The 25,444-nt window shown below is 67.0% G+C and carries 17 protein-coding genes; 12 read left to right on the top strand and 5 right to left on the bottom strand.

What is annotated here, in order from left to right; translation table 11 throughout:
* Positions 1-562 precede the first annotated feature (562 nt).
* Positions 563-2,179, bottom strand: coding sequence for a response regulator (locus ACPRTJ_RS07295; RefSeq protein ID WP_043860458.1), 1,617 nt, complete (start codon positions 2,177-2,179; stop codon positions 563-565).
* Between the two features lie 278 nt (positions 2,180-2,457).
* Here ACPRTJ_RS07295 and ACPRTJ_RS07290 point away from each other — a divergent pair, with 278 nt between their 5' ends.
* The 4 genes from ACPRTJ_RS07290 to speA all read left to right on the top strand — a co-directional run bounded on the left by ACPRTJ_RS07290 (position 2,458) and on the right by speA (position 6,696).
* Positions 2,458-3,531 (top strand): DUF2333 family protein, encoded by a 1,074-nt coding sequence (locus tag ACPRTJ_RS07290; RefSeq protein ID WP_043860457.1) that lies wholly within the window; start codon positions 2,458-2,460, stop codon positions 3,529-3,531.
* Positions 3,531-4,067: an NUDIX hydrolase gene (locus ACPRTJ_RS07285; RefSeq protein ID WP_043860456.1), complete on the top strand. Its 537-nt coding sequence runs from the start codon at positions 3,531-3,533 to the stop codon at positions 4,065-4,067. The genes ACPRTJ_RS07290 and ACPRTJ_RS07285 overlap by 1 nt, the downstream gene beginning before the upstream one ends.
* Positions 4,068-4,261: 194 nt before the next feature.
* Positions 4,262-4,633 (top strand): translation initiation factor Sui1, encoded by a 372-nt coding sequence (locus tag ACPRTJ_RS07280; protein WP_043860455.1) that lies wholly within the window; start codon positions 4,262-4,264, stop codon positions 4,631-4,633.
* Between the two features lie 149 nt (positions 4,634-4,782).
* Positions 4,783-6,696, top strand: coding sequence for an arginine decarboxylase (speA, locus tag ACPRTJ_RS07275; protein ID WP_043860454.1), 1,914 nt, complete (start codon positions 4,783-4,785; stop codon positions 6,694-6,696).
* A 100-nt stretch (positions 6,697-6,796) separates the two neighbouring features.
* On the opposite strand, the gene ACPRTJ_RS07270 is transcribed toward speA, so the two are convergent.
* Positions 6,797-8,137 (bottom strand): MATE family efflux transporter, encoded by a 1,341-nt coding sequence (locus ACPRTJ_RS07270; RefSeq protein WP_426428485.1) that lies wholly within the window; start codon positions 8,135-8,137, stop codon positions 6,797-6,799.
* 147 nt (positions 8,138-8,284) lie between these two features.
* Here ACPRTJ_RS07270 and ACPRTJ_RS07265 point away from each other — a divergent pair, with 147 nt between their 5' ends.
* On the top strand, positions 8,285-13,234 hold the full coding sequence (locus tag ACPRTJ_RS07265) for an alpha-2-macroglobulin family protein (protein WP_426428483.1): 4,950 nt from the start codon (positions 8,285-8,287) through the stop codon (positions 13,232-13,234).
* 80 nt (positions 13,235-13,314) lie between these two features.
* On the opposite strand, the gene ACPRTJ_RS07260 is transcribed toward ACPRTJ_RS07265, so the two are convergent.
* Positions 13,315-13,608, bottom strand: a complete 294-nt coding sequence (locus ACPRTJ_RS07260) for a hypothetical protein (protein WP_043860925.1) — start codon at positions 13,606-13,608, stop codon at positions 13,315-13,317.
* A gap of 104 nt (positions 13,609-13,712) precedes the next feature.
* Here ACPRTJ_RS07260 and pbpC point away from each other — a divergent pair, with 104 nt between their 5' ends.
* From pbpC to ACPRTJ_RS07245, 3 genes are all read left to right on the top strand, one after another.
* On the top strand, positions 13,713-16,055 hold the full coding sequence (gene pbpC, locus ACPRTJ_RS07255) for a peptidoglycan glycosyltransferase PbpC (protein ID WP_104572961.1): 2,343 nt from the start codon (positions 13,713-13,715) through the stop codon (positions 16,053-16,055).
* A gap of 286 nt (positions 16,056-16,341) precedes the next feature.
* Entirely contained in the window at positions 16,342-17,907 is a 1,566-nt protein-coding gene (locus tag ACPRTJ_RS07250) for a collagen-like triple helix repeat-containing protein (RefSeq protein WP_353230225.1), read from the top strand.
* Positions 17,908-18,016: 109 nt separating this feature from the next.
* Positions 18,017-19,690: a ShlB/FhaC/HecB family hemolysin secretion/activation protein gene (locus ACPRTJ_RS07245; RefSeq protein ID WP_426428481.1), complete on the top strand. Its 1,674-nt coding sequence runs from the start codon at positions 18,017-18,019 to the stop codon at positions 19,688-19,690.
* Positions 19,691-19,782: 92 nt separating this feature from the next.
* On the opposite strand, the gene ACPRTJ_RS07240 is transcribed toward ACPRTJ_RS07245, so the two are convergent.
* Positions 19,783-20,190: a response regulator gene (locus tag ACPRTJ_RS07240; RefSeq protein WP_043860929.1), complete on the bottom strand. Its 408-nt coding sequence runs from the start codon at positions 20,188-20,190 to the stop codon at positions 19,783-19,785.
* Between the two features lie 15 nt (positions 20,191-20,205).
* Positions 20,206-20,391: a Flp family type IVb pilin gene (locus ACPRTJ_RS07235; RefSeq protein WP_043860930.1), complete on the bottom strand. Its 186-nt coding sequence runs from the start codon at positions 20,389-20,391 to the stop codon at positions 20,206-20,208.
* Positions 20,392-20,715: 324 nt separating this feature from the next.
* On the opposite strand from ACPRTJ_RS07235, the gene cpaB reads away from it, so the two are divergent.
* From cpaB to ACPRTJ_RS07215, 4 genes are read left to right on the top strand one after another with little or no spacing between them, the layout of a single operon-like run.
* Positions 20,716-21,657, top strand: a complete 942-nt coding sequence (gene cpaB / locus ACPRTJ_RS07230; RefSeq protein ID WP_426428479.1) for a Flp pilus assembly protein CpaB — start codon at positions 20,716-20,718, stop codon at positions 21,655-21,657.
* Positions 21,658-21,678: 21 nt separating this feature from the next.
* Positions 21,679-22,974 (top strand): type II and III secretion system protein family protein, encoded by a 1,296-nt coding sequence (locus tag ACPRTJ_RS07225; RefSeq protein WP_054916708.1) that lies wholly within the window; start codon positions 21,679-21,681, stop codon positions 22,972-22,974.
* Positions 22,971-24,161 carry a pilus assembly protein gene (locus tag ACPRTJ_RS07220; protein ID WP_043860933.1) on the top strand — a complete coding sequence of 397 codons (1,191 nt, stop codon included), beginning with the start codon at positions 22,971-22,973 and terminating at the stop codon, positions 24,159-24,161. Before ACPRTJ_RS07225 ends, ACPRTJ_RS07220 begins: the two co-directional genes overlap by 4 nt.
* Complete coding sequence (locus tag ACPRTJ_RS07215) at positions 24,162-25,436, top strand: CpaF family protein (RefSeq protein WP_043860934.1); 1,275 nt, start codon at positions 24,162-24,164, stop codon at positions 25,434-25,436.
* Positions 25,437-25,444: the final 8 nt, after the last annotated feature.

The following is a 25,444-nucleotide window of genomic DNA, read 5'->3' as shown; positions in this document are numbered from 1 at the left end:
GTTGGCGCCCAGTTCGCGTTCGGCCTGCAGCAACAGGGCCTGGGGGTCGCCGGCGAGCTTGCCGGCGGCCAGCAGCTCATTGGCGGTGAATGCCTGCAGGGTGTCGAGGCTGGGGCGCAGTTGCGCGGCCAGCTCATCGGGCAGCTGGGCCAGTTCCTGTTGCAGGTCCTGGGTGCTTTGCAGGGCGGTGGCGTGGCGCAGGGCATCGCCACTGTTCAGGTAATCCTGGGTGTTGCGGGCCACCTGGTTCTGGAACTGCTGGGACAGCGCCAGGTAACGCTCCATCAACAGGTAGGGCTGTTCCAGGGCACGTTGCGACCACCACAGGGTCGCCCCCAGGGCCAGGCACACGGTTACCAGCAGCAGGGTGTTCAGATTGGTCAGCAACTTCAGGCGCATGAGCGGGCTCTACCAACGGCGGGATGGCAAGTGCCTGAAGTTATTGCGTTTTTATGACGTGGTTATGACGATGGCAGGGGTGTTGCGAAATAAAGTGGCTAAATGGTGGCCCTTTCGCCGGCAACGCCGGCTCCTACAGCGGCCAGGTTGCTGGCGAAAAGGCTCAGGCCTCGACCCGCTGTACGCAGTTGCGCCCCGCACCCTTGGCCAGGTACAGCGCCTCGTCCGCTGCGGTGGCCATGCTCAGCGCATCCAGCCCGTCGCTCAGTTGCACCACCCCGGCACTGAAGGTGCACGACAGGTCACGCGGCTGCGCCGGGTAGTGGATCTCGGCAAAGCGCCGGCGAATCTCGTCCAGCACCTTGTGCGCCGCGTGCAGGTCAGTGTTGGGCATCACGATGGCGAACTCTTCGCCGCCATAACGGCCGATGAAGTCGGTCTTGCGCAGGCGCTGCTTGAGAAACAGCGCCAGGCTCTTGATCACCCGGTCGCCCATGGGGTGGCCGTGGCTGTCGTTGACCTTCTTGAAGTGGTCGATGTCGAGCATGGCAAAGCTCAGCGGGCGGTCTTCGCGCCGCGCCCGGAAGCTGCAGTCTTCGAGCAGTTGCAGGATGTGCGTGTGGTTGTACAGCCCGGTGAGGCTGTCGCGCACCATGCGCGCCTTGAGGTTGCGCGCCCTGGCCGCACGGTTGCGCACGGTGGTGATCAGGTGGCGCGAACGGATCGGCTTGGTGAGGAAGTCGTCGCCACCCTCGCTCATGGCATCGAGCTGCTTGTCCAGGTCGTCCTCGGCCGACAGGTAGATGATCGGCACGCTCACATAGCGGTCGTTGTGGCGGATCACCTTGGCCAGCTCGGTGCCGGTGCAGGCGGGCATGTACATGTCGAGGATGATCAGGTCGGGCTGAAAGTCGGCCAGCTCGGCCATGGTCTGGATCGGATCGGTGAGGGTGCGGGTGACGATGCCGGCATTGTTGAGCAGGCGCTCGGTGTGCAGTGCCTGGGCACGCGAGTCGTCGATCACCAGCACCTTGAACGGTTCGTACTGGGTCACGCTGGTGAGCAGCTCGACCTTTTCCAGCAGGCTGGAGGCCTCCAGGGTACCGGTGAGAAATTCCTGGCCGCCGGCGCGCACCGCGGCAAGCCGGGTGGGGGTGTCGGTTTCGTGCAGGCTGAAGAACAGCAGCGGCACGCGCTGCTCCAGGCCCTGCTGGGCCTGGGCGGCCAGCTGCAGGCCCTGGCCCTGGCCGCCGAAGTCGACATCCATGACGATCGCCGCCGGCAGGCGCTCGGCCATCGAGGCCTGGAATGCCTCGGGGCTGTACAGCGGCTCGACCCCCAGGCCGAAGAACTCCAGCTGCTTGGCCAGGCGCTCGGCGCGCTCGTGGTCCTGCAGCATCACGTAGATGGGCTTGCGCAGCGGCGGCAGCGGGGTGCGCTCGAGCTGGTCGCCCTGGCGCAGCCCGGTACGCGACAGGCGCTGCATCAGGCGGTTGAGTTCGTTGATCAGGCTGCTGCTCAGGCGCGCGCTGTTGGCCTCCACCGCCGCCAGGGTCTGGCCGATGGCATCGGCCAGCAGGCTGTGCTCGGGCTGCTCGAAGCGTTCGGCGTAGCGCTGCAGGCGCAGGTTGGCCTCGCCCAGCTCGCTCAGGTCGCAGCTGGTCCACTCGCTGCGCTGCAGGCGCTGCCAGATCTCGAGAATTTGCCGGGCCTGGTGAATGACCCGCTGGGCAAAGTGTTGCTTGAGGCGCGCACGATTCGGGTCTTCTGGCTCGGTCATGTCCTGACTACTTGTAAGGGGTGAGGCAATTCGAGTGATGGCTCTATGCTAGCACCACTTTTCCGGCAATCGAGTGTGCTGCATCAATTAACTGGGGTGGCGCTAAATTCCTTTCCTGACCCGTTAGTCACTTATGCGAAGCGGCGCGCTTGATTTATAGTGCAGGCTTGGCTGGCGCCCCGGCCGCGCACGCTGGCACACAATGCTGGCCGGCGTGGGCACGAAGCGGGGGCCGCGCGGTCGAACCCTGGACACGACCTGACAGAAAGGACAACGCCATGCTGGACTGGAAAAACCGTACAGGCAAAGCCGAGGCACGCGAGCGGGTGGACGCCCGTGGCTCGGGCACCCGCAGCTACTTCGGCGGGCTGTTGTTCAGCCGGGCGCTGGGCACCCTGATCGGTCTGTACCTGCTGGTGACCATCGCCCTGGGCTGGTACTGGAGCCAGGAGCCCGACCTGTTCCCGGTGCAGCAGAACGCCCAGGCCGCCGCCGAGCGCAACGGCCAGCAGATGGTCGTCGGCTACACCACCGTCGAAACCCTCAAGACCGTGGTTGCCACCCTGCTCGACAAGCCAGGCGGCTACATCTCCAACGACCGCTTCCCGCCGGGCCTGTGGATGGACAACATGCCCAGCTGGGAATATGGCGTGCTGGTGCAGGTACGTGACCTCAGCCGTGCCCTGCGCAAGGACTTCGCCCGTTCGCAGTCGCAGTCGGCCGAAGACGCCGACCTTGCCAAGGCCGAGCCGCGCTTCAACTTCGACAACAAGAGCTGGATCCTGCCGTCGAGCGAGTCGGAGTACCAGGAAGGCATCAATTCACTGAACCGCTACCAGAAGCGCCTGGCTTCGCCCGACCAGCAGGGCGCGCTGTTCTACACCCGTGCCGACAACCTCAACAACTGGCTGGGCGACGTGGCCACGCGCCTGGGCTCGCTGTCCCAGCGCCTGTCGGCTAGCGTGGGCCGGGTCAAGCTCAACACCACCCTCAAGACCGAATCGGTGGTGCCGGGCCAGGTGCCGCAGCTGGACGAGGAAGTGGTCGAGACGCCGTGGCTGCAGATCGACAACGTGTTCTATGAAGCCCGTGGCCAGGCCTGGGCGCTGTCGCACCTGCTGCGCGCCATCGAGGTCGACTTCGCCGACGTGCTGGCCAAGAAGAACGCCACCGTCAGCGTGCGCCAGATCATCCGTGAGCTGGAAGCCTCGCAGGAGCCGCTGTGGAGCCCGATGGTACTCAACGGCAGCGGCTTCGGCATGTGGGCCAACCACTCGCTGGTGATGGCCAACTACATTTCCCGCGCCAACGCCGCAGTGATCGACCTGCGCCAGCTGCTGTCCCAGGGCTGATGCTGTTCAGCCAGAGCGAGGCGGCGCACCGCGCCGCCTCGGATGCCGAGCGCATCGCCTGGGTCGACGAGCAGGACAACCTGCTCGGCGCCAAGCCGCGGGCCGAGCTGCGCGAGCAGGGGCTGATCGGGCGGGGCACCTACATCCTGCTGTTCAACAGTGCCGGCGAGCTGTGCGTGCACCAGCGCACCCTGAGCAAGGCGATCTACCCCGGCTATTGGGATGTGGCCGCCGGCGGCATGGTCGACGAGCACGAAAGCTACGAGCGCTGCGCCGCGCGCGAGCTGGCCGAGGAGCTGGGGGTGAGCGGCGTGTCGCTGAGCTTCCACGAGCGCTTCTTCTTCGACCAGCCTGGCAACCGGCTCTGGTGCGCGGTGTTCTCGGCGGTCTGGGACGGGCCTTTGCGCCTGCAGCCCGAGGAGGTCAGCCAGGCCCGCTTCATGCCCTTGCAGGCAGCCCTGGACGACAGCCTGAGCACCCCCTACTGCCCCGACTCACTGGCGGCGCTGAACCGTTTCGTGGCGCGGCGCGGCTGACGTCGCGAAAGCCAAGCAAAATGGCGCAGTTTTGCACTTAGCATTCGGCGCAATTGTGGTTACACTGCGCGGCCTTTTCACCCTGCCACGGCTTGCCGCGGCAGGCGCGCTGCCCCTGCCAGAGTGGGGCTTCGCGGTCGGTACCTCGCCCCGGGGCATCGACCAGTTTTTGTCCTCAACGCAGAGGATCAAAAGTGGCCAAGAAAGCCGCATCATTCGCCGCCCTCGGTGGCCTGGTGTTCTCCACCGATGCAGGCCGGCATTGCCCGGACTGCAGCAAACCCGTCGATGCCTGCATCTGCAAGCAGACACTCATCCCCGAAGGCGACGGCATTGCCCGTGTGCGTCGTGAAAGCAAAGGCCGTGGCGGCAAGACGGTGACCACCATCAGTGGCGTACCGCTCCCCCTGGATCAACTCAAGGAACTGGCCACCACGCTCAAGCGGCGTTGTGGTACGGGCGGCGCGTTGAAAGACGGCGTCATCGAGATCCAGGGCGACCACGTCGAGTTGTTGCTGGCCGAGCTGATCAAGCAAGGCTTCAAGGCGAAAAAGTCCGGCGGCTGATGGCCGCTGCGAGGTTTTTCCTGCAGCACTTCTAAACTCGTTCCCTGGGCAGGGGTCTATGCCTGAACAGGGAGAATCGTCATCTTCATTTTCTACACTGGCCAGCACGCCCTGGCCGGTGTTCACGACTTTCTTTATAGGGGACTTCGATGTCCGTACGACGCACACGCAAAGACGATGGCAGCCAATGGACCGTGGCCGACAGCCGCAGTGTTTACGGCATTCGCCATTGGGGCGCGGGTTACTTCGCGATCAACGAGGCCGGGCGCGTCGAAGTACGCCCCAACGGGCCGGACAGTGCGCCGATCGACCTGTACGAGCAGGTCGACGAGCTGCGCCAGAGCGGCCTGTCGCTGCCGCTGCTGGTACGTTTCCCCGACATCCTGCAACACCGCGTGCGCCAGCTGACCGGCGCATTCGACGCCAACATCGCGCGCCTGGAGTACCAGAGCCAGTACACCGCGCTGTACCCGATCAAGGTCAACCAGCAGGAAGCGGTGGTGGAGAACATCATCGCCACGCAGAACGTGTCCATCGGCCTTGAGGCCGGCTCCAAGCCCGAGCTGCTGGCGGTGCTGGCGCTGGCGCCCAAGGGCGGCACCATCGTCTGCAACGGCTACAAGGACCGCGAGTTCATCCGCCTGGCGCTGATGGGGCAGAAACTGGGTCACAACGTGTTCATCGTGATCGAGAAAGAATCCGAAGTGGCACTGGTGATCGAGGAAGCCGCCGACCTCAAGGTCAAGCCGCAGGTCGGCCTGCGCGTGCGCCTGTCGTCGCTGGCTTCGAGCAAATGGGCCGATACCGGCGGCGAGAAGTCCAAGTTCGGCCTGTCGGCTGCGCAGCTGATTTCGGTAGTGCAGCGCTTTCGCGATGCCGGCCTGGACCAGGGCATTCGCCTGCTGCACTTTCACATGGGCTCGCAGATCGCCAACCTGGCGGACTACCAGCACGGCTTCAAGGAAGCCATCCGCTACTACGGCGAGCTGCGTGCGCTGGGCCTGCCAGTGGACCACATCGACGTGGGCGGCGGTCTGGGCGTGGACTACGACGGCACCCACTCGCGCAATGCCAGCTCGATCAACTACGACATGGACGACTACGCCGGCGTGGTGGTGGGCATGCTCAAGGAGTTCTGCGACGCGCAGGGCCTGCCGCACCCGCACATCTTCTCCGAGAGCGGCCGCGCGCTGACCGCGCACCACGCGATGCTGGTGGTGCAGGTAACCGACGTCGAGAAGCACAACGACGAAGTACCCGAGATCGAGGACAAGCAGAGCCTGCCCGAAACCGTGCAGTGGCTGGCCGACCTGCTGGGCCCGACCGACATCGAGATGGTCACCGAGACCTACTGGCGTGCCACCCACTACATGAGCGACGTGGCCGCGCAATACGCCGACGGCAAGATCACCCTCGCGCAGAAGGCCCTGGCCGAGCAGTGCTACTTTGCCGTGTGCCGCCGGTTGCACAACTCGCTCAAGGCGCGCCAGCGCTCGCACCGCCAGGTGCTGGACGAACTCAACGACAAGCTGGCCGACAAGTACATCTGCAACTTCTCGGTGTTCCAGAGCCTGCCCGACACCTGGGCCATCGGCCAGGTGCTGCCGATCCTGCCGCTGCATCGCCTGGGCGAAGAGCCGCTGCGCCGTGCGGTGCTGCAGGACCTGACCTGCGACTCGGACGGCAAGATCAACCAGTACGTCGACGAGCAGAGCATCGAGACCAGCCTGCCGGTACACGCCATCAACGAGGGCGAGGACTACCTGCTGGGGATCTTCCTGGTGGGCGCGTACCAGGAAATCCTCGGGGACATGCACAACCTGTTCGGTGACACCGACTCGGTGAACATCTACCAGAACCCCAACGGCAGCGTGTACCACGCCGGCATCGAGACCCACGACACCATCGAGGACATGCTGCGCTACGTGCACCTGTCGCCCGAAGAGCTGATGACCCACTACCGCGACAAATGCGCCAGCGCGAAGATCACGGCGCGTGAGCGTACCCAGTTCCTGGATGCCTTGCGCCTTGGGCTGACCCGCTCGTCCTACCTGTCCTCCTGACCGTAATCGCGGGTCAAGCCCGCTCCCACAGGTTTTTCATCATCCTTGAAGCTGATGCAGTACCTGTGGGAGCGGGCTTGACCCGCGATAGGGCCGGCACTTACACCACAAACCACCCGTCACGCCGCTGCAACCGCCACCCCATCACCCCCAGCGTCACCGCCCGCAGCCCCATGAACAGCAGAAAGCCCAGCCACAGCCCGTGGTTGCCCAGCCCGCTGGCCGCATAGGCGAACGGCAGTGCTATCGCCACGCTCAGCAGCATGCCGTTGCGCATCTCCCGCGCCCTTGTCGCGCCGATGAACAACCCGTCGAGCAGGTAGCTCCACACCGCCACCAGTGGCAGCAGCGCCAGGTATGGCAGGTACTCGAACGCCGTCTCGCGCACGCTGGGGATATCCGTCTGCAACTGGATGAACCAGTGCCCGCCCAGCAGGAACACCCCGGCAAACACCAGGCTGACGATCAACGACCAGCCACACGCCACCGTCATCGAACGGCGCAATGCGCCGCGGTCCCCGGCGCCGATCGCATGCCCGCACAGTGCCTCCACCGCATGCGCCAGGCCGTCCAGTGCATACGCGGTCAGCAGCAGGCCGTTGAGCAGCAGCGCATTGGCCGCCACCGTCGCCTCGCCCAGGCGCGCACCCTGCACAGTGATCAGGAAGAACACCCCCTGCAACGCCAGGCTGCGAATGAAGATGTCGCGGTTCACACTCAGCAGCGGGCGCCAGCTCTGCCAGCGCCTGAGCAGCGCCCAGGCCACCTGCCCGGGGTAGGCGCGCAGGGCCGGGCGCGTGAGCGCCAGGCCGAGCAGCGCGGCCGACCATTCGGCGATCACCGACGCCCGCGCCGAGCCCAGCACACCCCAGTCCAGCCCCAGCACGAACCACAGGTTGAGCACGATGTTGAGCAGGTTGGTGGTCAGCAGGATCGCCAGCGGGGCACGGGCGTTCTGCGTACCCAGAAACCACCCCACCAGGGCAAAGCTGGCCAGCGCTGCCGGCAGGCCGAGCAAGCGCGTGTGGAAGAACGCCAGGGTGTTTTCCTGCAGCGCGGCACTCGGTTGCATCAGGCCCAGTGCCAGGTGGCTGAAGGGAATCGCCAGTGCCCCCAGCAGCACGGCGAACAGCAACGCCAGCAGCAGCCCCTGCACCAGCACCTGGCGCAGCGCGGCGCCGTCGGCGCGTCCGGCCGCCTGGGCGGCAAAGCCGGTGGAGCCCATGCGCAGGAAGCCCATCAGAAACGCCAGGAAGGTATACAGGCTGGCGCCCACCGCCACGGCACCGAGCTGGTGCGCGTGGGGCAGGTGGCCGATCACGGCGCTGTCCACCAGCGCCACCATGGGCACGGAAATGTTGGAAAGAATCATCGGCGCGGCCAGCGCCCAGACCCTGTGGTGGGTCGGACGGTCGCGCCAGTCGCTGAGTAGTCGGGACATGCAGGCTCCTTGAGAACCGGCATTGTAGCCGCCCCCGGCACTAAAACTGGTGAACGCTGTCTCACGCCGGGCGCCTCGATCAGCGATGCCCGCGAGCTTGCTATATAGTGCTCGTCTCAGACCCTGCTACCGGAAGAGTTACCCTCCATGCTCAACAAAGGATTGTGGCTGGCGTGCGCCATGGCGCTGCTCAGTGCTTGCGACTCGTCTTCTGATAAACCGGCCCCGGCCCCCGCGCCAACGGAACAGGCCGCCCCGGTAGCCCCGGCGCCGGCCCCCGCCGAACCGGCCGCGCCCGCAGCTGCACCGGCCCCGGCGGCGCCCCCGGCGCCCACCCAGGCGAGCCTGGGCGAGCGCTACGCCGGTCGCGAGCTGACGGTGGTAGACGTTTCCGAAGTGCAGGTCGACGGTGCCAGCGCCTTGTCGGTGACCTTCTCGGTGCCGCTGGACAAGGACCAGAACCTTGCCGAGCGCGTGCACCTGGTGGACACCACCCGGGGCAAGCTCGACGGAGCCTGGGAGCTCAGCGAAAACCAGATGGAGCTGCGCCTGCGTCACCTGGAGCCGCAGCGCAAGCTGGTGCTGACCGTGGATGCCGGCCTGCTCGGGGTAAACGGCAAGAAGCTCCCCAGCGAGTACGTCAGCCGCCTCGAAACCCGCGACATGCAGCCCACCGTGGGCTTCGCCAGCCGCGGCTCGCTGCTGCCCACGCGCCTGGCCGAAGGCCTGCCGGTGATCGCGCTGAACATCGACAAGGTGGACGTCGAGTTCTTCCGCATCAAGCCCGAGTCGATGTCCAGCTTCCTGGCCAGCTGGGGCCGCAACACCTCGCTCGAGTACTACAACTCCGAAGAGCTGTTGAGCAAGGCCGACCTGGTGTATGCCGGCCGCTTCGACCTGAACCCGGTGCGCAACACCCGCGAAACCCTGTTGCTACCGATTGCCGGGATCAAGCCGTTGCAGGAACCGGGGGTGTACCTGGCGGTGATGCGCGCCTCGGGCCGCTACAACTATTCGCAGCCGGCCACCCTGTTCACCCTGAGTGACATCGGGCTGTCGGCGCATCGCTACACCAACCGCCTGGACGTGTTCACCCAGGCGCTGGACGGCGGCAAGGCCCTGGACGGGGTCAACCTCGAACTGCTCGACCGCGAAGGCAAGCTGCTGGCCCAGGCCAAGACCGACGGCGATGGCCATGCGCAATTGCCGATGCCGCCCAAGGCCGATGTACTGCTGGCCAAGCAGGGCGTGCACACCACCTTGCTGCGCCTGAACAGCGCCGCGCTCGACCTCTCCGAATTCGCGCTGACCGGGCCGCAGGCCAACCCGCTGCAGTTTTTCGTGTTCGGCCCGCGCGACCTCTATCGCCCGGGTGAAACCGTGCTGCTCAACGGCCTGCTGCGCGACCAGGACGGCAAGCCGGTGAAAGCCCAGCCGGTCAGTGTCGAGGTGCGTCGTCCGGATGAACAGGTCAGCCGCAAGTTCGTGTGGGAGGCCGATGCCAACGGCTTCTACCAGTACCAGTTGCAACTGGCCAGCGAAGCCCCGACCGGGCGCTGGCAGCTGGTGTTCGACCTGGGCGGCGGCAAGAAGCAGGTGTTCGAGTTCCTTGTCGAAGACTTCATGCCCGAGCGCCTGGCCCTGGAACTCAAGGGCAGCGCGACCCCGCTGAGCCCGGGCGAAACCGCTGAAATCCATGTCAATGGCCGCTACCTCTACGGCGCCCCGGCCTCGGGCAACCGCCTCAGCGGCCAGGCCTACGTGCGCCCGCTGCGCGAAGCGGTGCCGGCCTTGCCGGGCTACCAGTTCGGCTCGATCACCGAGGAAGACCTGAGCCACGACCTGGAACTGGACGAAACCACCCTGGACGCGTCGGGCGATGCCACGCTGCAGATCGAAAGCCGCTGGTCCGAGGCGCATTCGCCGCTGCAACTGAGCGTGCAGGCCAGCCTGCAGGAGTCCGGTGGCCGGCCGATCACCCGGCGCCTGGAGCAGCCGATCTGGCCGGCCGAGCGCATGCCCGGCCTGCGTGGGCTGTTCGACGGTGAAGAAGTCGACGGCAACACCCCGGTCGAGTTCGAACTGCTGATGGCCGACCGTGATGGCCACAAACTGGCCGCCGACAACCTCAAGGTGCGCCTGATTCAGGAGCGCCGCGACTACTACTGGAACTATTCCTCCAGTGACGGCTGGGATTACAACTACAACGAGAAATTCCTGCTGCAGTCCGAGCAGCCGGTCAGCATCAAGGCCGGCAGCACTGCCAAGCTGAGCTTCCCGGTGGAATGGGGCCCGTACCGTGTCGAGGTCGAAGACCCGAGCACCGGCGTGACCAGCAGCGTGCGCTTCTGGGCCGGCTGGCGTGCCCAGGACAACACCGACGGCGGCGCCGTGCGCCCCGACCAGGTCAAGCTGGCGCTGGACAAGCCGGCCTACGCCGATGGCGCCACCGCGCAGATCACCGTGACCCCGCCGGCTGCCGGCAAGGGCTACCTGATCGTCGAGGGCAATGACGGCCCGCTGTGGTGGGAAGAAATCGACGTGCCTGCCGAAGGCAAGACCTACGCGGTCAAGCTCGACCCCAAATGGGCCCGCCACGACCTGTACGTCAGCGCCCTGGTGATCCGCCCTGGCGAGCGCAAGGCCAATGCCACGCCCAAACGTGCCGTGGGCGTGCTGCACCTGCCGCTGGATCGCGCCGAGCGCAAGCTGGCGCTGACCCTCAAGGCCCCGGAAAAGATGCGTCCCAAGCAGCCGCTCACCGTCAAGGTGCAGGCGCGCAATGCCGATGGCAGCATCCCCAAGCAGGTGCAGGTGCTGCTGGCCGCGGTGGACGTGGGCATTCTCAACATAACCAGCTACGCCACCCCCGACCCGTTCACCGGCATGTTCGGCCGCAAGGCCTACGGCGCCGACCAGCTGGATATCTACGGCCAGCTGATCGAAGCCGGGCAGGGCCGCCTGGCCAGCCTGGCATTCGGCGGTGACGCGGCCATGGCCAAGGGCGGCAAGCGTCCCAGCACCAGCGTGACCATCGTGGCCCTGCAGAGCGCCCCGGTGACCCTGGACGCCAAGGGCGAAGGTCAGGCGACGGTGGACATCCCCGACTTCAACGGCGAGCTTCGGGTGATGGCCCAGGCCTGGACCGACGAGCGCTTCGGCATGGCCGAGGCCAAGACCGTGGTCGCCGCGCCGCTGATCGCCGAACTGTCGGCCCCGCGTTTTCTGGCCGGCGGCGACCGTACCGAGCTGGCGCTGGACCTGTCCAACCTGTCGGGCAAGGCGCAGAAGTTCACGGTCAAGGTGACCACCGAGGGCCAGTTGAACCTGCTGACCCCGTCCGAGCAGCCACTGAGCCTGCGTGACGGCCAGCGCGTGACCTCGCTGCTGGGCGTGCAGGCCGTGGGTGGCCTGGGCCAGGGCAAGGTCAAGGTGCAGGTCAGCGGCCTGGTGCTGCCGGGCGAACCGAACACCGCCTTCACCCGCGAGTGGACCCTGGGCATTCGCCCGGCCTACCCGGCGCAGCTCAGGCACTACCGCGCCGCGCTCAAGGACCAGCCATGGACCTTGCCCGCCGAGGACCTGGCCGCGTTCGAACCCCAGGGCCTGGAGGCGATGCTGTCGCTGTCGAGCCGCCCGCCGCTGAACATCGCCGAGCAGATCCGTGCCCTCGAGGCCTATCCCTATGGCTGCCTGGAGCAGACCACCAGCGGGCTGTACCCGTCGCTGTACGCCGATGCCGAGACGCTCAAGCGCCTGGGCATCAAGGGTGAAGAGCCCAAGGTGCGCCAGCGCAAGATCGAGATGGGCATCGAGCACCTGCTCGGCATGCAGCGCTACAACGGCAGCTTCGGCCTGTGGAGCGCGGACGACAGCGAGGAGTACTGGCTGACCGCCTACGTCACCGACTTCCTGCAGCGTGCCCGCGAGCAAGGCTATGCGGTGCCGCCCGAGGCGCTGAAGAAGGCCAACGAACGCCTGCTGCGCTACCTGCAGGAACGCAACCTGATCGAGCCGTACTACACCAGCAACGCCGAGCACAGCCGCTTCGCAGTACAGGCGTATGCGGCGCTGGTGCTGGCGCGTACCCAGCAGGCCCCGTTGGGTGCCCTGCGCAGCCTGTTCGAGCGCCGCGCCGATGCACGCTCGGGCCTGCCGCTGGTACAGCTGTCGATCGCACTGGACAAGATGGGCGACAAGCCGCGCTCGGCGCAGGCCCTGCAGGCGGGCCTGGCGGTCAAGCGCCAGGACGTGTGGCTGAGCGACTATGGCAGCCCGGTACGTGACGAGGCGCTGATCCTGGCCCTGCTCGAAGAGAACAAGCTGGCCACCGACCAGCTCGACCAGCGCCTGTTCGAGCTGTCGGACAAGATGGCCAGCAGCTCGTACCTGTCCACCCAGGAACGCAATGCGCTGTTCATGGCCGGGCGTGGCATGCTCAAGCAGCCTGAAGGCCGCTGGAGTGCACGCCTGGACAGCGCGGGCGAGCTGCGCGACCTGGGCCCAACCCAGGCCGGGCTCAAGCTGGAGGGGCCGTTGCTGGCCTCGCCGCTGACCGTGACCAACACCAGCGACAAGACCGTGTACCAGCAGTTGACCGTGTCGGGTTACCCGCGCTTCGCATCCCGTGCGGTGGGCACCAACATGAGCATCTACCGCGAGTACCTGGGCATGAATGGCCGGGCACTGAACATCAAGTCGCTCAAGAGTGGCGACCTGGTGCTGGTGCACATTGGTATCCGCGCCAACGAGCGGGTGCCGGACGCGCTGATCGTCGACCTGCTGCCGGCGGGCCTGGAGCTGGAAAACCAGAACCTGGCGCAAAGTGCGGCCAGCCTGGACAACGCCAGCAGTGCAGTGAAGGAATGGCGTGAAGCAATGCAGAACGCCAACGTGGTGCACCAGGAGTTTCGCGATGACCGCTACGTGGCGGCGATGAACGTCGACCCGTATGGCGTGACGCACCTGCTGTACCTGGCCCGTGCGGTCACGCCGGGCACCTACCGCGTGCCGCCGGTGCAGGTGGAGTCGATGTACCGGCCCAACTGGCAGGCGGTGGGCGAAAGCCCGGGTGACATGGTGATTCTGGGGCGCTAGTCAGGCCCCATCGCGGGTCAAGCCCGCTCCCACAAGGGTCGCAGTAATCCCTGTGGGAGCGGGCTTGACCCGCGATGCTGTCACCGCACCACCCAGCTCAACACCCACAACCCCAGCATCAGCCAGATGATCCCCATGATGATCGAGGCGCGCATGAACGCGCGCACCGCCGAGTACAGCAACAGCAGGCCGATCACCAGCATCAGGATGCTGACCAGCGAGGTGTCCATGCCCAGTGTGCGTGCCAGGCCGTCGATGAAGTTGCCGCCGGCATTGGCCAGCAGATTGAACAACCCGCTCAGGGCATCCACCACGAAGCGGATCACCGCGCCAAGCGCTTGCCCCAGCCATTCGAAAAAACCTTCTACATGCATAATCGCTTCCTGATCGACGCTACGGCGCAGTCGCCGTGCCCAGAGCTTTGGCCATCATCCTGCCGGCTCGGTTCCTCACCCACGCAAAAAGGTGTCCGCGCCTGATGTTCAGCTTAGCCCGACCCCGCTCGCGCATCGCCCGGCTGCTGTGCGCCGCCTTTGCCGGCGTGCTGTTGCTGTGGCTGGCTGATCGCCTGTGGCCATTGCCGATGCCGGCCGACGATCTGGCGCGGGTGGTGCTGGCCGAAGACGGCACGCCGCTGTGGCGCTTTGCCGATGCCGAGGGCGTGTGGCGCTACCCGGTCACCCTCGATCAGGTGTCGCCTTACTACCTCGAAGCCTTGCTCACCTACGAGGACCGCTGGTTCTACCGGCACCCCGGGGTCAACCCGCTGGCCCTGGGCCGTGCCGCCTGGCAGAACCTCACGGGCGGGCGCGTGCTGTCGGGCGGCAGCACGCTGTCGATGCAGGTGGCGCGCCTGCTCGACCCGCACTCGCGCACGCTGCCGGGCAAATTGCGCCAGGTGTGGCGCACCGCGCAGCTGGAATGGCACCTGTCCAAACGCCAGATCCTGGAGCTGTACCTCAACCGCGCACCGTTCGGCGGCACCCTGCAGGGTGTGGCGGCGGCCAGCTGGGCGTACCTGGGCAAGTCGCCCTTGCAACTGACCCCGGCCGAGGCTGCGCTGCTGGCGGTGCTGCCCCAGGCGCCCAGCCGTCTGCGCCCCGACCGCCACCCGGAGCGCGCGCGCCTGGCCCGGGACAAGGTGCTGCAACGCCTGGGCGAGTACCAGGTGTGGCCGCAGCAGCGCATCGCCGAAGCGCAGGAAGAACCGCTGCTGCTGGCACCACGCCAGGAGCCGGCGTTGGCTCCGCTGCTGGCTCGCCGGCTGAACCGTGCCGACAGCCCGCCGCTGATCCACACCACCCTCGACGCTGCGCTGCAACGGCGCCTGGAAGACCTGCTGCTGGGTTGGCGCGCACGCCTGCCCGAGCGCACTTCGGCGGCGATCCTGGTGGTGGAGTCGCAGACCATGGCAGTGCGCGCCTACCTGGGGTCGGTGGACCTTGGCGATGAGCGCCGTTTCGGCCACGTCGACATGATCACTGCCCTGCGTTCGCCGGGCTCGACCCTCAAGCCGTTTCTGTACGGCATGGCCATGGATGACGGCCTGATCCATTCGGAGTCGTTGCTGCAGGATGTGCCACGCCGCTATGGCGACTATCGCCCCGGCAATTTCTCGATGGGTTTCAGTGGCCCGGTGGCGGCCAGCTCGGCATTGGCGTTGTCGCTCAACCTGCCGGCGGTGCAGTTGCTCGAAGCCTACGGGCCCAAGCGCTTTGCCGCGCAGATGCGCATGGGCGGCATGCCGCTGAGCCTGCCGACGGCGGCCGAGCCGAACCTGTCGCTGATCCTGGGCGGCGCCGGCAGCCGCCTCGAAGACCTGGTCAGTGGCTACAGTGCGTTCGCCCGCGACGGCATGAGCGCGCCACTGCGCCTGCAACCGGATGCGCCGCTGGTCGAGCGCCGGCTGCTGTCGCCGGGCTCGGCGTGGATCATCCGGCGCATCCTCAGTGGCCAGGCGCGTCCCGACCGCGACCCGCACGCCGAACTGGTGCAGCGCCCACAGCTGGCCTGGAAGACCGGCACCAGCTACGGCTTTCGCGATGCCTGGTCGATCGGCGTGGGGCCGCGCTACCTGATCGGCATCTGGATCGGCCGCCCCGACGGCACCCCGGTGCCGGGGCAGTTCGGCCTGGCCTCGGCCGCGCCGCTGATGCTGCAGGTGCATGACGTGCTGAGCAACCGCGACAGCCAGCGCGGCATTGCCGCCCCGGTGCCGGCAGTGCCGGGCAACGTCGGGGTGGCGGCGGTCTGCTGGCCGCTGGGCCAGCCCATGGCACGTACCGACCCCAACTGCCGGCGCCAGCGCTTTGCCTGGACCCTGGACAACACCACGCCGCCGACCCTGCTCGCGCAGGACCAGCCCCTGGGGGTGGGGCTGCTGGAGAAGGTGTGGGTGAATGCCCGGGGCCTGCGGGTGGATGCAGCCTGTGCGGGGGCCGCGCCGCGCGACATCGCGCTGTGGCCGGCGCCACTGGACCCGTGGTTGCCGCGCCTGGAGCGGCGCGAGGCGCGTTTGCCGGCCATCGACCCGAGCTGCCCGCCGCAGGTACCGGCCAGTGCCGCGCCGTTGTCGGTGGTGGGGATACGCCCGGGCGACCAGTTGCGTCGTCCCGCCACCAGCCGCGATGCCCTGCACCTGAGTGTTTCGGCGCTGGGTGGCGAAGGCCAGCGCTGGTGGTTCCTCAACGGCGCACCCCTGGGCGAGACCACAGCCCAGGCGGCGCTGGCCGTGAACCTGGAGGAGGTGGGGCGCTACGAGCTCAGCGTGCTGGATGCCAGCGGGCAGACCGCGCGGGTCGAGTTCCAGGTCAACGACTGACCCCGCACCCGTAAGATGGATATAACGCGAAAGGGGAAGGGCTGCCAAAGCACCTTCCCCTTGCTTTCAAGTGCCTGAAGCAAAAGGGCTTTTGCTGGTGCTGCGACTGTATATATCGGGTTAATACCAAGCTCAGAATTGTTCCCCTTGCGCCTGCGCGCTCAGATAGCTGCAACGGACGTGGAGTGGCCGGAAACCCGGTGCTTCACACCTATAAAAGCAGCGGCAGCAGTAGCAGGGAGTCGCCATGAAAACTCAAGCGTGGATCAAAGCAAGTACGGCAGTGATGTTGATCTTGACCGTGAGCCTGGCCGGTTGCAGCAGCGGCGGTGGCGGTCACAAGAGTCACGTAAGCAGTTCCACACCCGATTCGGGTACCGATGGCGGCAGTGGTGGTGGCGGTACCGGCGGCGGTACTGACGGTGGTGGCGGCACAGGTGGTGGCGGTACGGACGGCGGCGGTGGTACTGGCGGTGGCGGTACGGACGGCGGCGGCGGTACTGGCGGTGGCGGTACGGACGGCGGTGGTGGCACCGGCGGTGGCGGTACGGATGGCGGCGGTGGCAACAACGGCGGTGGCGGTAACAATGGCGGCGGTGGCAACAATGGTGGTGGCGGCAACAACGGTGGTGGCACGACCTCGACCACGGTCGTCGGCCAGGTGGTGGCCCAGGTTGGCAGCGGCGTGTCGGGCGTGGGCACGGGCGTGTCCGGCGTGGGCAACGCCGTCAGCGGCGTACCGGTAGTGGGCAGCACCGGTGCCGGCGACCTGGTGACGGCCACCGGCAACGCCGTCACCAGCATCGGCGATGGCCTGGGCAAGGGCCTGGGTACGCTTGGCACTGGCAGCAATGCCCTGGGCGAGACGGTCAAGGGCGTGGGCAACGGGGTGTCGGATATCGGCGGCGGGGTCAAGTCGGTGGCCAGCAGCCAGTTGATCGAACAGATACCCGTGGTCAACGGTGTGGTGGACAAGGTCGGCGACGTGGTGGTGATGCTTGGCGATACCCTCAGCACCCAGAGCACCACCGGCAAGCTGGGCAACCTGAACCAGCAATTGAGCAACCAGGTGGTCAAGGTGGTGTCGCTGGTGGAAGGCGCCACCGGCAAGGTGGGTGATGCCACCGGGGTGGGTGCACCGGTCAGCGGCCTGTTGAACAAGGTTGGCAGCGCAGTCGACGGGGTGGGCGACAAGGTCGCCAGTGCCGGCAACGGCAACCCGCTGACCACCGCCGTCGGCGGGCTGGTAAGCCATGTCGGCACGGCGGTCGGCACCAGCGGTGGCCTGGTCAACACCGGCACCGGCAGCGGTGGCAGCGCCCCCGGTGCGGGGCTGCTGGAAACCGCCGGTGGCGCCGTGGCGGGCCTGGGCAGCGGGCTCGGCGCCGGCAGCAGCAACGGCCTGCTCGACGCCGCAGGCAGCACGGTCAACAAGGTGGGCCAGACCGTGGCCTCGCTGGGGCCGGTACTGGGCGGCAATGGCGTGGCCAGCGTGCCGGCCGGGGTGCCCACCGCTGCGTTGGGCAACAGCGTGGGCGCCGGCCTCACCCCGGTGGTGAGCGGTGTGACCAGCGTTACCCAGCAGGTAGGCGCGGCAACCGGCATCGGTGCGCCGGTCAACGGCCTGGTCACCCAGGTGGGCAGCGCAGTCAGCGGGGTGGGCAATCAGATTGCCGCAGCCGGCAACAACCCGGTCACCACCCAGTTGGGGGCGACGGTCAATGCCGCGGGCGGCACCGTGGGCCAGGTCGGTACCCTGGTCAACGGCAACGGGCAAGGGGGCGGCGGCGTGGGCGGTCTGCTCAATGGCCTGACCACGGGCCTGAAAGGCGGCCTCGGGGGTAACAAGTAACTAAATGGCCATCATCGATTAGACGATTTTACGGGCAACACCTACGCTTGAGGCTGACGAGGGAACCGTCTTTGGTTCCCTCGTATTTTTCAGGATCATGGAGTGTCCTATGCGATCGATGTTCGTCGCGTTATTGGGTCTGTCCTGGGTGGCTTCGCTGCATGCCGAGCCCCTGCCGAGCTTCCTCAACAGCAACGAGACCGAGCGCAAGCTGCCAGCGCCCAACCTGCCCGCCGATGCCTTTCGCCCCGTCACTCCCCAACTGAACCTGCCCGCACCGGATGCCGGCCAGCAGCCACAGCCGCTGCTGATGGGCACGCGGGTGCGCGTGCAGCGGGTGCGCGTCGAAGGCGGCACCATCTACCCGCTCAGCGAACTGCGCGACAACTACCAGGGCCTGCTCGACCGCGAGGTGACCCTGGGCGAGCTGATCGAGGCCACCCGCCGCCTCACCCAGCGCTACCAGCAGGATGGCTACCTGTTGTCGTATGCCTACCTGCCGCCGCAGGACTTCGCCGAAGGCCGTCTGCGCGTGGTGCTGGTGGAAGGCTACATACGTGATTACGAACTGCAGGGCGATGTGGGGCCGGTGTCGGCCTACCTCGACAAGCTGGTGGGCAAGCTCAAGGCCGAGCGCCCGCTCACCCGCAAGACCTTCGAACGCTACACCGCGCTGATGAGCCGGGTGCCGGGCCTGACCTTGCAGGCCCAGGTGCCGCCGCCGGGCACCACCGACGGCGCCACGCGGCTGATCGCGCAGGCCTCGCGCAAGCCGTTCACCAGTACCTTGAGCCTCACCGACGGCAGCCGCGACGACACCCAGGCGCTGCTCGGCCTGAACAGCAACGCCCAGACCGCGGTGGCCGAGCAGTTGAGCTTCAGCGCGCTGTTCCCGCCGGGGCAGGATGACGAACGCTACTACCGTCTCGACTACTCGCAGTACGTGGACGCCGAAGGCACCCAGCTCAATCTTTCGGCCTCGACCTACCGCAGCAACCCGGCGGCGCGGGTGCGCCTGGAGAACGGCATAGACCTCAAGCAGCACCGCGAGAACGACCGTTACTCCATCGGCCTGAGCCAGGCGCTGATCGCCTCGAGCAACGAATGGCTGAACGTGGCAGCGCGCTTCTATGCGGTGAACGACAGCACCGACTACCGGGTGGTCGGCCTGCCATTGAAGGTCAGTACCCGCACCGATGTGCGCGCCTTTGCCTTCGAGGCAGACTGGAGCAAGTCGGATGCGCAGCAGCTGCGCATCCTCAGTGCCGGTGTGTACCAGGGCCTCGATCACTTCGGTGCCAAGACCGACAGCGACTACGACCTGGACTTTTTGCGCCTGCGCCTGTCGGGGGTGCAGAGTGACCGGTTCTTGCAGAACTGGCAGGGGGTGGCATCGGCGGCGCTGTACTGGACCGACGACAGCCTGCCCGACAGCGAGCGCGCGGTGTTCGGCGGGCAGAATTTCGGCCGCGGCTACCCCAGCGATCAGGCTTCCGGTGACAAGGGCTGGGGTGCGGCATACGAGGTCAACTACAGTTTCAAGCGCGATGGCAGCTGGCTCAAGGTACTGCAGCCGTACGTGGTGGTAGACGCCGCGCGTACCTGGTTCAACGAACTGGCGGTGCGTGATTCGCGGCTGTCGTCGGCGGCGCTGGGGCTGCGCTTTGGCGATGCGCGCTACTACAACATCTCGCTGGAGGCGGCCAAGCCGATGTCGGATATCGCGCTGGACAGCTTCAATCGGCGGCCACGGTATACGTTGAGTTTCAGTTACCAGCTGTGACGACCGATCGCGGGTCAAGCCCGCTCCCACAAGGTATGCGCACTACCTGTGGGAGCGGGCTTGACCCGCGAGGGCCGCGTGGCGGCCAGGCGTTACTGAACCAGTTGCAGGCGGGGCTTGGGGAACAGGTTGTCCAGGGTTTCCAGCAGGCGCAGGTGGTAGATCGGCTTGCGGAACAGGTCGAGTACCTGCAGGCGCAGCAGGTCGCTGACCGCATCCATGTCGGCATGCCCCGAGGTGACGATCACCGGCAGGTGCTGACGCGCCGTGTGCTCGCGCAGGCGCCTGATCAGCGAGATGCCGCTCTCTTCCGGCATGTTCAGGTCGGTGATCACCAGGGCAATGTCGGGATGTCGCGTCAACTGCTGCAGGGCGAGCTTGACCGAGGTTGCCGTGTGACAACAGAAGCCCTCGCCCTCCAGCAGCTCGGCCAGCTCCAGCAGTGCGTCTTCTTCGTCATCCACCAGCAGCAGCTGTTGACGTGAGTGGGAAGCCGGCATGTTCAGGTCCTGTCATCAGGCTGAGGGCAGGGCGGCGACGATGTCGTCGAAGACCTTTTTCACCCCGCCTCCCACATCGGTCGAGACTCCGATGATCACCACGGCCACCATGGCGGCCACGATGGCATATTCGATACCGGACGCGCCGTCCTTGCGATGGAAGAACAGCTTGCAGTGCTTGAGGATGCGGGAAAGGACCATGGTACTTCTCCTTGCGCCACAGGCGCGGGTAATGGGGCCCGGAAACGGTGATTCCCCTTTGCCATCACAGCATCGTCAAGCGGTTCGAAACCGGCAAATGTAAGAAGGCATTAATACCAAAGTAAGGGTGTCAACGCTGGCGCCAATAAGCTGTTGTTTTCAGGGGGTGTCGGGTTTCGGACCGAAAAAAAACTGACGGGTAATGGCGTTTTGTCCTAGCTGCGCTACCGTCAAATAGCGAAATAGTTACTTGCAACTTCATGTTTGCGGGCCAGTTCGCACACCGCGCGGCCGAAGGGATGTTCAGGCAGAGGGAGCGCCGACATGAGCAGTCGCATCACCATGATCCTTGCCGTGCTGTTCCTGATCGGTGCCGTGCTGGCAGGTTACTGGGGGCTGGTGCTCAGCCGTGCATCCGAGGCACCGGAGCCCCCGCAAGCGGCGGCGCCAGGGCCGGCCGGCCCGGCTCAGCCGGTGGACCAGGCCACGGAGGCTGGCACCGACGCATTGCGCAAGCCCGTGCTGGTGCTGCGCCGCGACGTACCCGCCTACACCGTGCTGACAGCCGAGGATCTGAGTGTCGAGCGCCTGCTGGTGGCCCCGGCCGGCAGCTTCCAGCGCCCCGAGCAGGTGCTGGGCCGCACCAGCTGGCGGGCCCTGCCTGCAGGTACCTGGCTGGAGGAGAGCAGTTTCGAGGCCGGTGGGCCGCTGGCGCGCATGATCCACCCCGGCGAGCGCGCCCTGGCGGTGGCGGTGGACGAAGTGGTCGGCGCCGCCGGACAACTGCGCCCCGGCGACTACGTGGATGTGCTGCTGTACCTGCGCGAAGACAACCTCAACCCGCAGGCCTCGGCCCAGGTGGCCGTGCCGGCCTTGCGCCTGCTCAGCGTGGGCGAGCAACTGGGGCTGGCCAACGATGGCCGCCCGCCGGAGGCCGACACCGATGCCAAGGCGGCCCAGGAACAGCGTCGCGCCATGGCGCGCACCGTGGTGCTGGCGGTACCTGAGGCCCTGGCCAGCCGCCTGTTGCTGGCCGCCCAGGCAGGCAGCCTGCGCCTGGCGGTACGCAGCGCCGAAGAGAAACGCCTGGCCAGCTACTGGGCCGACCCGCAGGCCGCTGCACCGCAACTGGACAACGCCAACCGCGACGTCTTTCGCTTCAGTCAACTGGCCATGACCCCGGCCGCAACCCCGGTTGCAGGCCAGGCGCCCAGGCACCAGATGCAGATCATTCGAGGCCCCCAGGCTTCAACGCCCACCCCCTGATCGAAGCAAGGATGCCCGTTGATGAGCAGTCGTTCCGAGCTGATGTTCAAGCGTTCCATCCTGACCCTGTTGTTGCTGGGGGGGCCGGCTGCCCATGCCCTGGCGGCGCCGTCGGGTTGTGCCGGGCTGAGCCCGGTGCCGGCCAGCATCGAGCTGGACCAGGGCCTGCAGCAGGAGATCCGCCTGCCGGTGCCGATCACCCGGGCGGCAGTGGGCGACCCCAACATCGCCGATGTGCAGGCCAGTGGCGAGCGCGGCGTGGTGGTCAGCGCCGTGGGCCCCGGCGCCACCAGCCTGATGCTGTGGACCGCATGCGCCAGCGTGCCGCGCCAGAGCATGCTGTTCATCAAGGGCCGGGCCACTGCCGAGATGGCCGACAGCGCCTTGCCGCCCAGCCTCGACCCCTTGCTGCCGAGCCAGGTGCAGGCCGATATCCGCTTTGTCGAGGTCAGCCGCACCAAGCTCAAGGAGGCCGGTACGCGGCTGTTCTTCAAGGGTTCCAACAACTCGCTGTTCGGCTCGCCGGGCAGCGTGCCCAACACCACGGTGTCGCCGGGCTACGTGCCGGGTGCGGTGACCAGCCCCGACGGTGGCGGCGTTGGCGGGCTGGTCAAGGTGCGCCCGAGCATCCCGCTGAACAACGATGTGTTCAATATCGTGTGGGGCGGCGGCAGCAGCCGCTTCCTGGCGGCCATCGATGCGCTGGAGAGCAGCGGCTTCGCCTACACCCTGGCGCGCCCCAGCCTGGTGGTACTCAGCGGCCTGACCGCGAGCTTTCTGGCCGGCGGCGAAATCCCCATTCCGGTGCCCAGCACCGGCAGCGACACGGTGACCATCGAGTACAAGGAGTTCGGCATTCGCCTGGCGTTGTCACCCACGGTGGTCAGCCGCGACCGCATCACCCTCAAGGTGGCGCCGGAGGTCAGCGAGCTGGACTACAACAACGCAGTGCGCATCGCCGGCGTCACCGTGCCGGGCCTGACGGTGCGGCGCACCGACACCAGCGTGTCGCTGGCCGATGGCGAGAGCTTCATCATCAGCGGCCTGATCAGCAGCAGTGCGCGCTCGGCGGTGGACAAGTTTCCGGGCCTGGGCGACGTGCCGATCCTGGGCGCGTTCTTTCGCCAGTCGTCGATCAGCCGTGAGGAGACCGAACTGCTGATGATCGTGACCCCGCGCCTGGTGCAGCCGCTGGCGGCCAATGCCAAGTTGCCCGAGTTGCCCGGCGAGCGCCTGCGCACCTACGACCCGAGCTGGGGGCGCCTGTTCTTTCTCGAGAACGGCAATTTCGAACAGCGCAGTGGATTGAGCCAATGAGCCAGAGCCTGAGCCAGACCTTCCTTGCGATCACCCGTGACGACGGTGACCTGCAGTGGCTGAAAACCGCCCTGGCGCCGCTGGGCCAGGTGGTGGGGGCCGGCAGCGGCAGCCTCGACGAACTGCTCGCACTGGTGGATGTGACCTTCGCCAACCTGGTGTTCGTGGGCCTGGACCGCGAGCAGGTGGTGAGCCAGTGCGCGCTGATCGAAGGGGTGCTGGAGGCCAAGCCGATGCTGGCGATCGTTGCCCTGGGCGATGGCATGGACAACCAGCTGGTGCTCAATGCGATGCGCGCCGGTGCGCGGGACTTCGTCGCCTACGGCTCGCGCTCAAGCGAAGTGGCCGGGTTGGTGCGCCGCCTGAGCAAGCGCCTGCCACCGGTGACCAGCAACCCGCACCTGGGCGGCCTGACGGTGCTGTACGGCACCCAGTGCGCCAGCGACGGCGCCCTGCTCACCAGTCACCTGGCGCGGGTGGTGCAGGGCAGTGGTCAGCAGACCCTGTTGCTGGACCTGGGCCTGCCCCGTGGCGACAGCCTGGCGCTGCTGGGGCTGGAGGCCTCGTTTCACTTCGGTGATGCGCTGCGCCACCTGCGCCGCCTGGATGCCACCCTGATCGACAGCGCGTTCGCCCGCGAACCCTCGGGCCTGCGCCTGCTGGCCTATACCGACAGCGACGAGGCACTGGAGCGCACCAGCGCGGCCGAGCTGTACATGCTGCTCAGCGCGCTGCGCCAGCACTTCCAGCACATCGTGGTGAACCTGGCCGGGCAGCCCGACAGCGAGCCCTTGCGCACCTTCGTCAGCCATTGCGACAAGCTGATCTGGTACACCGACCAGAACGTGCTGGACTGCCGGCGCAACCTGGAGGTGCTGACCCTGTGGCGCGAGAAGGGCATGAAACTGGAACACGCGAGCCTGCTGGTGGACCGCTACCTGCGCAGCGTGGCGCCCGACTCCGACGCGCTGGGCAAGCGCTATGGCCTGCCGGTGCTGGTGGTGCTGCCCTACAGCCCCGAGGTGCGCCTGAACGCCAAGAACCAGGGGCTGTCGCTGTTCGAGGTGGCCCCGCGCGAGGCCTTGACCCAGGCGCTCAAGGCCTTGGGCGAGCGGCTGGCACGACGTTCGGAAAGCCTGCAACCGAAGGCGGGCAACTGGATGAAGCGCCTGTGGGGGCACAAGTAGATGAGCGGCGACGAGCTGTTCGGCGGCCCGCGGCAAAACCCGGGCAGCGACCCGCAGGGGCTCAAGCGGGCCTTGCACCGGCACATCATCGATGCCATCGAGGATACCGGCCTCAACCTGCTGGAGGGCGCCCGCCCGGCGCTGGCGCAGTTCGTGGTGGAGCAGGTGGGCGACTACATCGCGCGCCAGCACCTGGCCGTGTCGCGCTACGAGATGGAGCGCCTGGCCGAGGAGATCGTCGACGAGCTCACCGGCTTCGGCCCGCTTGAGGTACTGCTGCGCGATGCGGGCGTCACCGAGATCCTGGTCAACGGTCCGCACCGGGTGTTCATCGAGCGCGCGGGCGTGCTGCAGCAGACCGACCTGCGCTTTATCGACGCGCATCACGTGGAGCGTGTGATGCAGCGCATCCTCGCGCCTTTGGGGCGGCGCCTGGACGAGTCGTCGCCGATGGTCGATGCGCGCATGCCCGACGGCAGCCGGGTGAATGCGATCATCCCGCCGGTGGCGCTGGACGGGCCGTGCCTGTCGATCCGCAAGTTTCGCAAGGACATGCTCAAGAGCGCCGACCTGCTGGCCACCCGCGCCATCGACCAGGCGATCCTCGACTTTCTGCAACGAGCCGTGGGCAAGCGCTGCAACATCCTGGTCAGCGGCGGCACCGGCACCGGCAAGACCACTTTGCTGAACATTCTCAGCCAGTTGATCAGCCCCCGTGAACGCCTGGTGACCATCGAGGACGTGGCCGAGCTGCAGCTGGATCACCCGCACGTGGTACGCCTGGAAACCCGCCCGCCCAATGCCGAGGGGCATGGCGAGATCAAGGCCAGCGAGCTTATTCGCAACGCCCTGCGCATGCGTCCGGACCGCATCATCCTGGGCGAGATCCGCGGGGTCGAGGTGCTCGATGTACTGACCGCGATGAACACCGGCCACGACGGTTCGATGAGCACGGTGCACGCCAACAACGCGCAGGACGCGCTGCTGCGCCTGGAGACACTGGTGGGCCTGACCGGTCGCCAGGTGGCCGAGAAGACCTTGCGCCAGATGATCTGCGCCGCGCTCGACGTGGTGATCCAGCTGGCCCGCCTGCCCGATGGCCGTCGCTGCGTGAGTGAGGTGCTGGAGGTGGTGGGGGTGCGCGACGACGTGTATGTCACCAACACGCTGTTTCGCCTCGACCGGCGCGGCGGCGACACCTTCCTGCGCGAGGCGGTCAACCCGGCCAGCGACAAGCTGCGCCGTGACCTCAACGATGCGGAGCCCGGGCCGTGAGCGGCGCG

This window comes from Pseudomonas palmensis (assembly GCF_049942755.1).
Classification (GTDB): Bacteria; Pseudomonadota; Gammaproteobacteria; order Pseudomonadales; family Pseudomonadaceae; genus Aquipseudomonas; species Aquipseudomonas palmensis.
This window is presented reverse-complemented; position numbering and strand designations above follow the sequence as displayed.

Coding starts and splice junctions, on each gene's coding strand:
- ACPRTJ_RS07295 (WP_043860458.1), bottom strand. CDS start 2,179: ATGACCGAGCCAGAAGACCCGAATCGTGCGCGCCTCAAGCAACACTTT.
- ACPRTJ_RS07290 (WP_043860457.1), top strand. CDS start 2,458: ATGCTGGACTGGAAAAACCGTACAGGCAAAGCCGAGGCACGCGAGCGG.
- ACPRTJ_RS07285 (WP_043860456.1), top strand. CDS start 3,531: ATGCTGTTCAGCCAGAGCGAGGCGGCGCACCGCGCCGCCTCGGATGCC.
- speA (WP_043860454.1), top strand. CDS start 4,783: ATGTCCGTACGACGCACACGCAAAGACGATGGCAGCCAATGGACCGTG.
- ACPRTJ_RS07270 (WP_426428485.1), bottom strand. CDS start 8,137: ATGTCCCGACTACTCAGCGACTGGCGCGACCGTCCGACCCACCACAGG.
- ACPRTJ_RS07265 (WP_426428483.1), top strand. CDS start 8,285: ATGCTCAACAAAGGATTGTGGCTGGCGTGCGCCATGGCGCTGCTCAGT.
- ACPRTJ_RS07260 (WP_043860925.1), bottom strand. CDS start 13,608: ATGCATGTAGAAGGTTTTTTCGAATGGCTGGGGCAAGCGCTTGGCGCG.
- pbpC (WP_104572961.1), top strand. CDS start 13,713: ATGTTCAGCTTAGCCCGACCCCGCTCGCGCATCGCCCGGCTGCTGTGC.
- ACPRTJ_RS07250 (WP_353230225.1), top strand. CDS start 16,342: ATGTTGATCTTGACCGTGAGCCTGGCCGGTTGCAGCAGCGGCGGTGGC.
- ACPRTJ_RS07245 (WP_426428481.1), top strand. CDS start 18,017: ATGCGATCGATGTTCGTCGCGTTATTGGGTCTGTCCTGGGTGGCTTCG.
- ACPRTJ_RS07240 (WP_043860929.1), bottom strand. CDS start 20,190: ATGCCGGCTTCCCACTCACGTCAACAGCTGCTGCTGGTGGATGACGAA.
- ACPRTJ_RS07235 (WP_043860930.1), bottom strand. CDS start 20,391: ATGGTCCTTTCCCGCATCCTCAAGCACTGCAAGCTGTTCTTCCATCGC.
- cpaB (WP_426428479.1), top strand. CDS start 20,716: ATGAGCAGTCGCATCACCATGATCCTTGCCGTGCTGTTCCTGATCGGT.
- ACPRTJ_RS07225 (WP_054916708.1), top strand. CDS start 21,679: ATGAGCAGTCGTTCCGAGCTGATGTTCAAGCGTTCCATCCTGACCCTG.
- ACPRTJ_RS07220 (WP_043860933.1), top strand. CDS start 22,971: ATGAGCCAGAGCCTGAGCCAGACCTTCCTTGCGATCACCCGTGACGAC.
- ACPRTJ_RS07215 (WP_043860934.1), top strand. CDS start 24,162: ATGAGCGGCGACGAGCTGTTCGGCGGCCCGCGGCAAAACCCGGGCAGC.